Origin of the sequence: Mucilaginibacter flavidus, assembly GCF_024055575.1 — a bacterium.
Classification (GTDB): domain Bacteria; phylum Bacteroidota; class Bacteroidia; order Sphingobacteriales; family Sphingobacteriaceae; genus Mucilaginibacter; species Mucilaginibacter flavidus.
In genome coordinates this window covers 40,854-54,480 of sequence record NZ_JAMXOE010000014.1, presented here as the reverse complement: position 1 = coordinate 54,480, position 13,627 = coordinate 40,854, and the positions used below count along the sequence as shown (strand labels likewise).

10 protein-coding genes are annotated in these 13,627 nt (G+C 43.3%); 7 read left to right on the top strand and 3 right to left on the bottom strand.

The features are described 5' to 3' along the window. Positions 1 to 138: 138 nt before the first annotated feature. From NAF19_RS19170 to NAF19_RS19155, 4 genes are all read left to right on the top strand, one after another. Positions 139 to 3,540, top strand: coding sequence for a TonB-dependent receptor (locus tag NAF19_RS19170; RefSeq protein WP_252791946.1), 3,402 nt, complete (start codon positions 139 to 141; stop codon positions 3,538 to 3,540). A gap of 23 nt (positions 3,541 to 3,563) precedes the next feature. Beyond that, positions 3,564 to 5,063: a RagB/SusD family nutrient uptake outer membrane protein gene (locus NAF19_RS19165; protein WP_252791945.1), complete on the top strand. Its 1,500-nt coding sequence runs from the start codon at positions 3,564 to 3,566 to the stop codon at positions 5,061 to 5,063. A gap of 78 nt (positions 5,064 to 5,141) precedes the next feature. Next, positions 5,142 to 7,418 (top strand): GH92 family glycosyl hydrolase, encoded by a 2,277-nt coding sequence (locus NAF19_RS19160; protein WP_252791944.1) that lies wholly within the window; start codon positions 5,142 to 5,144, stop codon positions 7,416 to 7,418. Next, a complete protein-coding gene (locus tag NAF19_RS19155) occupies positions 7,408 to 8,496 on the top strand; it encodes a Gfo/Idh/MocA family protein (protein ID WP_252791943.1) in 1,089 nt (362 codons plus the stop codon). Before NAF19_RS19160 ends, NAF19_RS19155 begins: the two co-directional genes overlap by 11 nt. 59 nt (positions 8,497 to 8,555) lie before the next feature. On the opposite strand, the gene NAF19_RS19150 is transcribed toward NAF19_RS19155, so the two are convergent. Further along, complete coding sequence (locus tag NAF19_RS19150; RefSeq protein ID WP_252791942.1) at positions 8,556 to 9,053, bottom strand: hypothetical protein; 498 nt, start codon at positions 9,051 to 9,053, stop codon at positions 8,556 to 8,558. A gap of 328 nt (positions 9,054 to 9,381) precedes the next feature. Here NAF19_RS19150 and NAF19_RS19145 point away from each other — a divergent pair, with 328 nt between their 5' ends. Further along, a complete protein-coding gene (locus NAF19_RS19145; protein WP_252791941.1) occupies positions 9,382 to 10,164 on the top strand; it encodes a polysaccharide deacetylase family protein in 783 nt (260 codons plus the stop codon). A gap of 93 nt (positions 10,165 to 10,257) precedes the next feature. Next, positions 10,258 to 10,737, top strand: coding sequence for a nuclear transport factor 2 family protein (locus tag NAF19_RS19140; protein ID WP_252791940.1), 480 nt, complete (start codon positions 10,258 to 10,260; stop codon positions 10,735 to 10,737). A 41-nt stretch (positions 10,738 to 10,778) separates the two neighbouring features. Here NAF19_RS19140 and NAF19_RS19135 read toward each other — a convergent pair whose 3' ends face one another. Further along, positions 10,779 to 11,159 carry a SpoIIAA family protein gene (locus NAF19_RS19135; RefSeq protein WP_252791939.1) on the bottom strand — a complete coding sequence of 127 codons (381 nt, stop codon included), beginning with the start codon at positions 11,157 to 11,159 and terminating at the stop codon, positions 10,779 to 10,781. A gap of 122 nt (positions 11,160 to 11,281) precedes the next feature. On the opposite strand from NAF19_RS19135, the gene queG reads away from it, so the two are divergent. Beyond that, a complete protein-coding gene (gene queG, locus NAF19_RS19130) occupies positions 11,282 to 12,220 on the top strand; it encodes a tRNA epoxyqueuosine(34) reductase QueG (RefSeq protein WP_252791938.1) in 939 nt (312 codons plus the stop codon). Between the two features lie 353 nt (positions 12,221 to 12,573). Here the strand turns inward: queG and NAF19_RS19125 are convergent, their stop codons facing one another. Continuing rightward, on the bottom strand, positions 12,574 to 13,623 hold the full coding sequence (locus tag NAF19_RS19125) for a 3'-5' exonuclease (RefSeq protein WP_252791937.1): 1,050 nt from the start codon (positions 13,621 to 13,623) through the stop codon (positions 12,574 to 12,576). Between the last annotated feature and the right edge of the window lie 4 nt (positions 13,624 to 13,627).

Below are 13,627 nucleotides of genomic sequence, written 5' to 3'. Positions count from 1 at the left end.
GTTTTTATGGCAACATAAAATACTGGCAAAAAAAATCCGGGAAGCGTTGGCGCGCTTTCCCGGGTCAATGTCCGGGTTACCTCCTATCCACAATCGCGAAATTGAAATATTAAGTTTTTAACCCAAACATACAAAACTATGAAATTTAATTTTATGGTGGGGCCTTTAAAACGGCGTCGCCTGTTCAAAATTCTATTAGCTATGAAGCTAACTGCAGTTTTCATATTTGCAGCCCTTTTAAATGTAAGCGCTAGAACATACAGCCAAAGTGTAAGCATTCACCAGAACAATGTATCCGTTGATAAAATACTGAAGCTGATAAAAAAACAAAGCGGCTACAACTATTTTTATGATGAAGACGCTGTGGCCAAAACATCAAAAGTAAATATCGACGTAACCAATATCTCTATTGAAGAAGCGCTGAACCTTTGTTTTAAAAATCAGCCCCTCACCTACCGTATTTTCCAGCAAACTATTGTTGTGAAGGCAAAGGACGAGTCTAAACCCGTAATTGAAATCGCCCAAAAGGTACAGGGTACAGTAACCGACGCCAAAGGCCCGTTGCCCGGTGTTAATGTGAAGATAAAAGGTACCACCATAGGCACTATAACCGATGTAAACGGCAAATACGTTTTAAACGATATTGATGGCGGCGCAACCCTGGTTTTTAGCTTTGTAGGCTATAATACACAGGAAATTGCCATAAATAACCGCGAAACAGTTGACGTAAAACTGGTTGAAAGCCAGAGATCGTTAAGCGAAGTAGTGGTAGTTGGCTACGGTACATCAAAACGTGTTGACCTTACCGGAGCTGTGGGCAGCGTTAATGAAAAACAACTACAGGAACGCCCGGCTATAAATCTTGAACAAGAGCTGGCAGGTAAAATTGCCGGTGTAAATGTATCAACCAACTCTGGTGCACCCGGTGGCGCAACCAAAATACGTATCCGTGGTTACAGCTCCATCAACTCAAACACCGACCCGTTATACGTTGTTGATGGCGTGGTTTGGACTGAAGGTGGTGCATCGATCAATCCTAACGACGTGGCATCTATCGATGTATTGAAAGACGCGTCATCGACTGCTATTTACGGCACACGTGGTGCTAACGGGGTTATTTTAGTAACCACAAAACGCGGTACCAAAACAAAAGGCGGAACTGTTAATTACGATGCTTATGCCAGTGTAGGTGTTTTAGCCCGAAAATTGAAGGTTTTGGACTCAAAACAGTTTTTACAGGTTGAAGACATATCATACGCCAACATTAAAAAATACGACCCCACCGGCTGGGCTGCTGGTAAATATGCCGACGATGATCCCGTAAAGATCCGCACAGCGCTTATCGGTAAATTATTCGACAGTAATTTGAACCCACTGTACAATACCGACTGGCAGGACGCTACAACACGCCATGCATTCAGTCAAAATCACAACCTGTCGTTTACCGACGGAAATGAAAAAATGAACTATGGCCTGTTTTTAAATTACGGCGATGACGAGGGGATTATCATCAACAGCTACCAAAAACGCTATAATGCACGCCTGACTTTGGACAACCAGGTAAAACCATGGTTAAAAGTAGGCGCCACGTTAAACTACGACTACCGCGAAATCCGCACACAGGACGATGGCACCGGCGGCAACAATATCCCGCGTATGTTGGTGGAAATGCCGTCAATATTCCCGATCCGTTACCCTGATGGCAGTTATGCAAAACGTACCGACTACCCTAACATGGAAGGCGGCGATAACCCGGTAGCCCAGGCTAACGAAGTTGTATCATTGCATTACAGACGTGTTTTTAGCGGTAATGGCTATGCAAACATAAATTTCTTCCCGGGACTTGATTTCCGCACAACCATCGGTGTTACCACCTCGAGTAATACCGATCCGCACTCGCAGACCGGGTTGGTTGGCGGTTCAACCATCAACCAAAGCTATAGTTCGGCATCAATCAACCAATACAATAATGTTTTCTGGCAATGGCAAAATTATCTGACCTACACCAAAAAGTTTAATAAAGTTCATTCGTTGAATGTTGTAGCGGGTTATGAACGCCAAAACTTCAGCCAGTTAAGTTCATACGGCTCAACCCAAGGCCTGTCAGACAATTATTATTCATATTATAACCTTGGCGCAGGCTCTATTCCTGGTATACCAACATCAAATTATGATGCATGGCAAATGCAATCATTTTTCGGCAGGTTGAACTACACTTATAATGATAAATACCTGCTAACATTAACCGGTCGCGAAGATGGTTCATCAAGGTTCGGTTCGAAAACAAAATATGGTTTCTTCCCTTCGGCAGCTGTAGCGTGGCGCGTATCGCAGGAGGATTTTTTGAAAGACAACAAAACAATATCCGACTTAAAATTAAGGCTTAGCTATGGTCTTACCGGTAACTCCGAAATTGGTGAATACCGCTCGCTCGCCAATATTAACACCAACAACTATCCGTTTGGTGGCGCCCAGTCTATCGGCACCAATTTAACAAGTATAGGTAACGATAACCTGCAATGGGAAAAAACCGCTGAGTACGACTTCGGCGTATCGTTTGGTTTGTTTAATAACCGGGTAACTGTTGAAGCCGATGCATATTTAAAAAAGACAAAAGCACTATTACTTAATGCACCATTGCCCGAAACCAGCGGATTTACCAATGTATTTAAGAACATAGGCAGTATTGAAAACAAAGGAATAGAGCTTACTCTAAATACTGTTAACATCAAATCGGAAAACTTTAGCTGGAACTCAAGTTTCAATATCTCATTCCTCAAGAATAAAATATTAAACCTTGGCGCCAGTAACGACGACATCTTTCTTGACCCTACATTTCTATCGCAATTTAACCTGATGCGCGTTGGATTACCGGCAGGTACCTTTTGGGGCTATAAGGTTTTAGGAACCTGGGGAACAGCTGAAGCAACCGAAGCCGCCAAATACGGCCTGCTACCAGGCGACCTGAAAATATGGGACAAGAACGGAGATGGCAAGGTCACTGCTGCCGACAAAACTGTACTTGGCAAGTCTACACCAGATGGATATGGTACGTTTTTAAATACCTTCCGTTACAAAAACTTCGATTTTGCGGCCGAACTTCAGTTTAACTATGGCAACCAGGTAATGAACCTGACCAGGCACTCGGGACAGGACAGGACCGGGCAGGCAAATAGCTATACAACCGTACTTAACGCATGGACACCAACCAACCAGAATACAAGTATTGCCGAAGACAGGCCTGCTTTTGTAAGGTATCAAACCGAAATATATTCAACCAAGGTTGAAAATGGCTCGTTTATACGTGGAAAAACAGTAACGCTTGGTTATAACTTCCCCAGCTCAGTAGTTTCAAAGCTAAAAATGAGCAGGCTAAGGATTTATGCACAAGCACAAAACCTGTTCCTGATAACCAAGTACACCGGTTACGACCCTGAAACCTCAACCTACAACGGTTCGAGCAACTTTACGCAGGGGATACTTTTTTATGATTATCCGAAGCCACACACATACCTGCTTGGGATAAATGCCAGTTTTTAATTAAAACTTAAAATTGAAACATCATGAAATTTAATATAAAAAAATACGGGGTTGGAAGTTTAATACTGATCCTAATGTTCACGGCGAGCAGTTGCAAAAAATACCTCGATGAAAAGGATAACAGCAACTTTGTGAAAACCAACTACTTTAAAACACCCGCACAGGCACAAACGTTTGTAAACGGGATATACCCACAGCTGCATCTTTTTCAAAACGGCGATGCCTACGGCGAAGCGCCTTTTATTACACTTGAGCTATTTTCAGGACACGCAACATCATTGGGCCAAAGCGTTAACAACGGCAACGTAATTAACCAGCGCACCGATGCCGTTAACCCTGGATTTGAGGACGTTTGGAAAAACAGTTATAACGCTATAGCCAATGCCAACCTCGCGTTAGAGCAGATTCCAAATGTGACAATGGATGACGCCACGAAAAAGAAGCTACTGGGTGAAGTCTATTTTCTAAGAGCATTCTTTTACTATCACCTGGTAAGGCTTTATGGCGATGTGCCATTGATAACAAAATCCGTTACTGTTGACAGTCCGGATTTGTACCCAACTCGTACTGACTACAAACAAGTATACGACCAGGTTATAAGCGACCTGCTGGCAGCTGAGGCATCAGGTTTGCCGGCAAGCGATCCAGCTGGCAGGGTATCATTAGGGGCGGTGCGAACCTTGTTGGCCAGCGTGTACCTTACCACAGCGGGTTACCCTATGCAAAAGACTGCAAATTATGCGCTGGCTGCGGCTGAGGCCCAAAAGGTTTTGGACGGTACTTACACCCTATTTACCGATTATGCCTTTTTGCATGACAATGCCCACAAAAACCAGGGCGAATTGATTTTCCAGGGCCAGTACCTGGTTGGTGTGGCTACCAATGCGATTACCCAGCTTACCGTGCCGTTTAACTTACCGGTAGGCGCTTACGGTGACCACCTGGGTGCCATGATCCCGACCAATGGCTTTTTTACCAGCTACGAGGCGGGCGATTTACGGGCACAGGAACGCCAGTTTTATTTTTCGAGCTACCCACAGTTTGGCGATCCCAGCAAAACAATTGTTTTTGGGGAGCATTGCCTATATAAGTTCTTTCATGTAGAGAGTGCTACCGGCAATGGTATTTGCGACGAAAACTGGACCTTTTTACGTTTACCTGAAGCGATGTTGATATACGCGGAAGCCAGTAATGAAGTAAACGGCCCAACGGCTGATGCTTATGCGCAGGTTAATGCAATAAGGACACGTGCCCACCTCGTCCCGCTAAGCGGCTTATCAAAAGACCAGTTCCGCGAGGCTATCTGGAGAGAGCGCTACCATGAACTTGCTTATGAAAACAAGGCATATTTTGATATACAGCGTACGCACATGATATATAACGTAGCAAACAATACCTTCGGCGATGCCTTTAGCACAGCCAATGAGCAGGGAGTAACCATGAAGCAGCAATACCTTTTATGGCCGGTTCCGCAACGCGAAATAAACACCAATAAAAAACTCACCCAAAACACGGGTTGGTAAGTAAAATAATCAATATAAAAGACCGGTTATCCAATCGGTCTTTTATATTTACAGGATAATTTATTTGACTGACTATTGATGAAAAAAATCCTTTTAGCACTATCGCTGCTGCTCCCTATTTTCGTGTCCGCACAAACAGGTAAACAGTCCTCGCTTGTTGATTACATTAACCCTTTGATGGGTACCGATTCAAAGTACGATTTATCAAACGGTAACACCTACCCTGCCATTGCTTTGCCATGGGGCATGAACTTCTGGACACCGCAAACAGGCAAAATGGGCGACGGCTGGCAATACACCTATGACGCGCATAAAATAAACGGCTTTAAACAAACCCACCAGCCATCGCCCTGGATGAATGATTACGGGCAGTTTGCCGTTATGCCGGTTACCGGGCATTTAAAGGTATCTCAAAATGGTCGTGCCAGCTGGTTTTCGCATAAGGCCGAGGTCGCGAAACCGTACTATTACAGCGTTTACCTTGCCGACCATGATATACTGGCTGAACTAACCCCTACCGAGCGCACCGCGCAATTTCAGTTTACTTATCCTAAAAACGATAGTTCGTATGTGGTAATTGACGCATTCGATAAAGGTTCATATATCAAAGTTATCCCCGGCGAGCGGAAGATTGTTGGTTATTCAACTAAATACGCCCGCGGTCCGCTAAAAAACTTTAAAAACTATTTTGTTATTTATGTAGATAAGGCGATAACCTTTGGAAAAACCTACAGCGACAGCACCGCGACTGACTCGCTGGAACTGCATGCCAAACACGTTATGGCAGCAATTGGCTTCAAGACTGCCCATGGAGAAAAGGTACACTTACGGGTGTCTTCTTCGTTTGTAAGCATAGAGCAGGCCGAAATCAACCTGAAAAGAGAACAGGGAACAGATAGCTTTATTGTTACCGAGCAAAAAGCAAAAGATGTATGGAACAAAACTTTAAGCCGCTTAACCGTTGAAGGCGGCTCGGTTGACCAAACACGCACCTTCTACTCATGCCTTTACCGCATGCTGTTCTTCCCGAACAAGCTTTACGAGGTTAACGCGAATAATCAAATAATTCACTACAGCCCATACACCGGGAAAACCATGCCGGGTTATATGTTTGCCGGCACGGGCTTTTGGGATACCTTCAGGGCGTTATATCCTTTCCTTAACCTGGTTTACCCATCCATTAATAAAGAGATGCAAGCAGGCCTTGTTAACGACTATAAAGAAGGCGGCTGGCTGCCTGAGTGGAGCAGCCCCGGTTATTCAGACGTAATGATCGGTAACAACTCTGCTTCGGTAGTTTCTGATGCTTATATAAAAGGCGGCAAAGGCTACGATATAAATACGCTATATGAAGCGTTGGTGCACGGCGCCAACGGTGAAGGCCCGGCAGGAACAGGCCGTACAGGTGTTGCATATTATAACAAATTGGGATATGTGCCTTATGATGTTAAAATAAACGAAAACGCTGCACGTACGCTGGAATATGCTTACGACGATTTTGCCATTTACCAATTGGGCAAAGCATTAAACAAACCTGCCGCTGAGATTGATATCTTCAAAAAACGCAGCATGAACTATAAAAACCTTTTCGACCCATCAACCGGATTGATGCGCGGTAAAAACCAGGATGGCTCATGGGAGACGCCTTTTAATCCTTTTAAATGGGGCGATGCCTTTACCGAAGGTAACAGCTGGCACTATAGCTGGGGCGTATTTCATGATATACAGGGCCTCGTAAATTTGATGGGCGGCAAAAAGCAATTCGTAGCCAAGCTTGATTCGGTATTTATACTGCCACCGATTTTTGACGACAGCTATTACGGCGAAGTGATCCACGAAATTCGCGAAATGCAGATCGTAAACATGGGGCAATATGCACACGGTAACCAACCTATACAGCACATGCTTTACCTGTACAATTATGCAGGCGAACCATGGAAAACCCAATACCATGTACGCGACGTAATGAATAAACTATACAAAGCAACACCAGATGGTTATTGCGGGGATGAAGATAATGGCCAAACTTCGGCATGGTATGTATTTTCGGCAATGGGATTTTATCCTGTTTGCCCGGCAGTTGATCAGTATGTACTTGGAGCGCCACTATTTAAAAAACTGACCATTAACCTCGAGAATGGTAAAAAAGTAGTTATCAACGCGCCAAACAACAGCGATAGCAACCTGTACATTAATACCATGAACTTTAATGGTAAACCTTATGATTTAAATTGGCTGAGCCATAAAGCGTTATTGCAGGGCGGCGTTATTAATTATAACATGTCGGCAACGCCAAATAAGCAACGTGGTGTTAAAGCAAGCGATGTTCCTTATTCTTTATCAAATGAAAAATAGAATTTCAACCCTTTTTACTGCAATAATCTGCGGGTTGGCATTGAACTTGCATGCGCAGGCACCGGGCCCAAAAGTTGGTATTGCAGGCTTGAACCACGACCATATTTATGGCATCTTAAACGATTATGCCAAAGGTCGTATCAATCTTGTGGGTATAGCCGAGCCCAACAAACATTTATGGGAGAAGTACGGCAAGCAGTTTCATGTACCTGATTCTTTATTTTTCGGGGATTTGAAAACGATGGTTGCCAAGCGTAAACCGGCAATAGTGCTGGGCTATAACGCAATTGGCAACCACGTGGATGTGGTTGAGGTTTGTGCCCCCCTGGGTATCCCGGTTATGGTTGAAAAGCCTTTGGCAGCTACGCTGGAACAAGCCAAACGTATGGAAGCACTCGCCAATAAATACCACACCACAGTTTTAACGAATTACGAAACTACCTGGCACCCATCGTTACAGGCGGCTTATGATCTTATCGCTAAAGACAGTATAGGCGCTATTCATAAAATGGTAGTGCATGATGGGCACCAGGGACCGAAAGAAATAGGCTGCAGCCCCGAGTTTTTAGCCTGGCTAACCGACCCGATTTTGAACGGGGCTGGTGCGCTGAACGATTTTGGCTGCTATGGCGCCGACCTGATGACCTGGCTAATGCACGGCCAGAAACCAATTGCGGTAACCGCCATTGCCCGTCATTATAAACCGGCCGTTTATCCAAAAGTGGAAGACGATGCCACCATCATTGTTGAATACCCCACTGCCACGGGGCAAATAGAAGCATCATGGAACTGGCCATTTGGCATTAAGGACATGGAAGTATTTGGCAATACCGGCTATTTGCACGCTGTAGACCGCGACAACCTGGTAATGCGCATGCGCGAAAATACCAGGAGCGTTAGAAACGTACCTAAATTAATAGCGCCAAATGATGATGCAACCACCTATTTCCATGCATTTCTAAATAAAACTATCAGCGCTGATGACGACCGGTCATCATTAAAATACAACATGATAGTGATGGAGATACTGGATGCGGCAAAGCGATCGATAAAGGAGGGAAAGCGGATAGTATTGTAATAGTTACCGGTTGATAAAGTATGACTTATGACACAACGCCATAAGCCATACTTTATCAATTATTGTTTTGTCGGCTGAGCGGCATTATTCAGCTGTTTATCAAGTTCCTTTAATCTGTCATCAAAGTTTTTTTCGGAGTCCTGCCTCTCTTTAGCCCAGGTTTCTCCATACTTATCTTTGTTTTTCTCCAGGTTGGCCATCATCTCATTCAAGTCCTTTGCTGTCGATAAATATTTTTCTTTGCTTTTACTATCCACATAAAACTTGTATTCATGGCTTGAATACCAGTCGATACTTTTTTTAACTATGCTTATGTAATTGTTTACATTGGCTTTTAAAAACATATAAAACGGTTCGCCGACTGCATAATTCAATGACGCAAACAATGCACCGTCTTCACTTTCTTTATAACTTGGATTTACTGAATTGTAATAACGATATCTTAGACTACCTAAGTAAAAAATAAATGAAGCCTCATTTAAATTATTGCTTGCCAACAATTTTCCTGCTTTTGTAAAATATTCCAGGGGGTGCAACCTATCCAACGAATCGGCCAATCTGTTATTAGTTGTTTTTTATCAAATATAGGTTTAGTTATCTATTTATTCCCCGTTAACAGGCAGATACAACAATGTAACGTCCAGCGCCGCATGATTGAGTAATTTAAAAGATTAATACATCAGACCTACTGAGTTTTAAAACAGCGAAGCCATTGAAAAGGTCTTTGAAAAAAATAAAAAAAACGAAGTGGACTTCATAAATCTTTCCACAGTCTAAACTTTTACCAATTTCTTCCATCTAATCTCCAATCCTGGCAATTAACTCAAAGAAAAAAATATTACTTTTGCCCCGGTTTGAATATTTAATACCTCTGAAAAATATATTATGATAAAACAACTTTTTAGTGCTGCGGGCCTGTGTTTATTAGGCTTCGCTGCTTCTGCTCAAGGTAATGCAACCGCTATAATGGCACGCAAACAGGTTCCGGTTATTTGCTACCACCAGATACGCGACTGGCGGCCGAAAGATTCGAAAACTGCCAAAGATTACATCATTCCTGTACAATCTTTTAAGGACCATATTAAAATGCTGGCGGATAGCGGTTATCATACCATATTACCCGACCAGTTATACGCTTACCTTACAAAAGGCACGCCGTTGCCAAGTAAGCCTGTTATGCTTACTTTTGATGACACCGACGAAGACCAGTTTACAATAGCTCGCCCTGAGCTGAAAAAATATGGCTTCAAAGGCGTTTATTTTATCATGACCGTATCGCTTGGCCGCCCGCATTACATGACCAAAGAACAGGTTAAGCAGCTCTCGGACGAGGGCAGCGTGATAGCCAGCCACACCTGGGACCACCATCGTGTTGACAGGTATAAACATGATCCGAATCCTAAAAAGGACGACTGGAATGTACAGATAACAAAACCTACACAGAAGCTTGAAGAAATCACGGGCAAAAAGATCGAATACTTCGCCTTTCCGTTTGGTGTTTGGAAGAAACCGGTATTACCAGAGCTAAACAAATATCACTTCAAACTGGCATTTCAGTTAGCCGACAAACGCGATGCGGAATATCCGCTGCTTACCGTTCGTCGTATATTGGATAGCGGTTACTGGACTACAAAAACATTCAGCAATAGCTTAAGGCACAGTTTTTAGCCCCCTACCCCCTAAAGGGGGATTTTTTAAAAAAAGGCCCGGTTTGCATTGTTAACCGGGCCTTTTTTGTAGCGCAGTATGTATATTTAATGCATGAAAACAGCAATCAAATCAATATTGGTTTTGGCCCTGCTTGTTGCATGTGCCCGCGCCAGTGCTCAAACACCCCGGTTAATTGACGACCATTTTAGAGCATTAATTGCACATGATGTAAAAAGCATAGCCGCGGGATATTCAGACGATGCGCAAGTGTTATCACCAAACTGGGAAGGAGCAAAAATTGGCGCCGCAGGCGTGACAGAAGCCTATACGCGCTATTTTTCGTCGACCCCGGACTTGGTTTACAAAGTGCTGAGTGTTATAAATGCAGGTGATAATGTGGTGGTTGAATATACCTCGGGCGGCACGCTTTCAAATCCGGAGGCCGGCACCCCGGAGTATATGAAGGGGAAGAAATATATGCTGAATTACTGCGCTGTCTTCGCAATAAAAAATGGCAAAATAGTAAAGGAGTCAGATTATTTCGACCAGTTTGCATTTTTACGACAGGTGGGCTTCTTTGACCAAAAATAATTTCGTCCCTTAGATTTTGTTTAGTGCAGCAATATTGCCGCTTACTTTAACGACACCCACTTAATTGCCCTGTCCAGCTCATCCAGCGGAAAATATTCAAACTTACCGGGAATGATGTACCTAAAAAGATCGCTGTAGCCCAGCACACCCTGCTGATCGGTAACCAAAGCCACACGGCCCCATTTAAAAAAATATTTAAATCCTATCTTAATATTACCACACCATGCACCTGATACAAAATTCCTGATGTCGGTTTCGAGCACCAGCACAAAATTTATCTTACGGTTTGTTTTAAGCACCTCATCAATAATTGGTATAAGTGCTTCCTCATAGTCCGTTTCAGTAACTTCGGCAAACGCGTGCAGTCCGGCAACGTGAGGCGGCAAATTGTTTATCAGCTGAAGCATATCTACTTTTTTCATATCAATAACTACACCACAATTAAAAAACATTCTTATTTGTGATAAAAAATATCACAAAGGTTAAATATCGACTAAAATGAACCGCCGTATTTCAATTTTGTTTTGTATTATCTTTGTGGCTGATGCAACAAAACAAATCAGCATATAGCCAACTTATTAAAGATGAAGCCAAAAATCTTGGCTTTATATTTTGCGGTATTGCTAAGGCTGATTTCCTGGAGGAAGAAGCACCACGACTGGAAGCGTGGCTAAAAAAAGACATGCATGGCGAAATGCGATACATGGAAAACTATTTTGATAAACGGCTGGACCCTCGTTTACTGGTGGATGGTTCAAAGTCGGTTATTTCCTTAGGGCTTAATTATTATACTGAAGATGCACAGGTAGACGCCTCGGGCCCTAAAATATCAAAATACGCTTACGGCGCTGATTACCATCATGTAATAAAGGGAAAACTAAAGCAGTTGCTTGAAACAATAAACGAAAAAATTGGTGAAGTTGGCGGCCGGGCTTTTGTTGATTCGGCGCCGGTGCTTGACAAGGCTTGGGCAAAAAAAGCAGGTTTGGGCTGGATTGGGAAAAACACAAACCTGATCAATCAAAAGGTTGGCTCCTTCTTTTTTTTAGCGGAACTGATTGTTGATATCGAACTGGACTATGATGTTGCCCCTACTGCCGACCATTGCGGCACCTGTACCCGCTGTATCGACGCCTGCCCGACAGAAGCCATCGTTGCGCCCTATATTGTTGACGGCAGCCGGTGTATATCCTATTTAACCATCGAGCTAAAAAATGAAATCCCAAAAGAATTCAGCGGCAAAATGGATAACTGGATGTTTGGCTGTGATGTTTGCCAGGATGTGTGCCCCTGGAACAAATTTTCTGTACTGAATACTGAACCATCCTTTGCTCCCCACGCCGATTTGCTACAATTAAACAAAAAAGACTGGGAGGAAATAACCGAAGACGTTTTTCAGAAAGTATTTAAAAACTCAGCGGTGAAGCGAACAAAGTTTAGCGGTTTGAAAAGAAATATTTCTTTTTTGAGCAATAGCGATTGATGGGAACCCAGCAATGATGCAATGTTTTCACGTGTCGGCGAAACGGTAGAAAATAAGACCAATCAAAAAGATTCTTACCCCCTGGTCAGCTCCATCTGTAATTTTAATTAATTAGAAAACAGTAACATATTGATTACAAGCAAATTACAGCAATGCTCATAACAGTAAATATCGTAACATTTGATTATCAGAAGATTACCCTTTAACTAAAAGTAAAATATCTGATAACCAACATGTTCCAAAGCGTTCCGGGTGTTCCGTTGTGAAAAGTGGAACGCTTATCGGTCGGTACTGGATCTATTTCGACTAACGTTTGGGCCCTTGTTCAGCTCTATTTTCGACTTCCGGACTTCTTACCCCTTCTTAAACTTATCAGCGAGCAACTTCAGCATATCCTCGTTTACCGGCACAGCAGGAGCATCGTCTTTCTTTTTAAACGGTTTATTTTCCGGTTTTTGATAGTTGTTTGTGCGCGTATGGTCGGGTTTGTGAAACTCGCGTTTTGGTTGATTTTCGGACGGCCTTATTTCAGTTACAGGTTCCTGTGGTTTTGGCGCAGTTTGCTGCTGTTGCTGCCTGGCAATGCGCTCGGCGTTCTTTTTGGCATTCCAGCGGTTATGTATTTCTTCCAGCTTGCGTTTGGTGTAAAGCGGGAAATCGCCCTGCATCATCCACGAATAATAGCTTGGCTCAATTTTCAATACATCCTCCACCGTTTTGCCTTTATGCTTGCCGAAATTGAAGGTTTCCTCACCGTTTTCGTTGTAAACCATACGGCCGGCGAAATCAACAGGCTTGTTCAGGTTGGTAAAATGGTGCAGCGCTTCAACATCATTTACCACGGGCTTGCTGCGGGCGCCTTTTTTATCCTCCCATTCTACGCCTTCGTATTTGGCTATCTGGGCCAGCAACACTTCCATAGTGGCACGGGTATCAGCTTCGGCAGAGTGGGCGTTTATTATTTGTTTATCGCAGTAAAACTGGTAAGCAGCCTTAAGGGTGCGTTGCTCCATCTGGTGAAATATGTTTTGCACATCCACAAAATGGCGGTTATCCAAATCAAACTGAACATTTGCACGCAAAAACTCCTCCATTAGCATTGGGATATCAAACTTATTAGAGTTATACCCGGCAAGGTCGCTTACATCAATAAATTCAGCAACAAGTGCTGCTATATCTTTAAAAAGAGGTTCGTCTTTTATATCTTCATCATAAATGCCGTGTACCAGTGATGATTCAAGGGGAATGGGCATACCGGGGTTTACGCGCCAGGTTTTCACCTCCTCGCTGCCATCAGGATGTAATTTGATAACAGATAGTTCGACAATACGGTCTGCCCCGATATTTGTTCCGGTCGATTCGATGTCGAAAAATGCAAGAGGGCGTTTTAAGTTTAATTTCATTTTT

Coding starts and splice junctions, on each gene's coding strand:
- NAF19_RS19145 (WP_252791941.1), top strand. CDS start 9,382: ATGATAAAACAACTTTTTAGTGCTGCGGGCCTGTGTTTATTAGGCTTC.
- NAF19_RS19170 (WP_252791946.1), top strand. CDS start 139: ATGAAATTTAATTTTATGGTGGGGCCTTTAAAACGGCGTCGCCTGTTC.
- NAF19_RS19135 (WP_252791939.1), bottom strand. CDS start 11,159: ATGAAAAAAGTAGATATGCTTCAGCTGATAAACAATTTGCCGCCTCAC.
- queG (WP_252791938.1), top strand. CDS start 11,282: ATGCAACAAAACAAATCAGCATATAGCCAACTTATTAAAGATGAAGCC.
- NAF19_RS19160 (WP_252791944.1), top strand. CDS start 5,142: ATGAAAAAAATCCTTTTAGCACTATCGCTGCTGCTCCCTATTTTCGTG.
- NAF19_RS19140 (WP_252791940.1), top strand. CDS start 10,258: ATGAAAACAGCAATCAAATCAATATTGGTTTTGGCCCTGCTTGTTGCA.
- NAF19_RS19165 (WP_252791945.1), top strand. CDS start 3,564: ATGAAATTTAATATAAAAAAATACGGGGTTGGAAGTTTAATACTGATC.
- NAF19_RS19155 (WP_252791943.1), top strand. CDS start 7,408: ATGAAAAATAGAATTTCAACCCTTTTTACTGCAATAATCTGCGGGTTG.
- NAF19_RS19125 (WP_252791937.1), bottom strand. CDS start 13,623: ATGAAATTAAACTTAAAACGCCCTCTTGCATTTTTCGACATCGAATCG.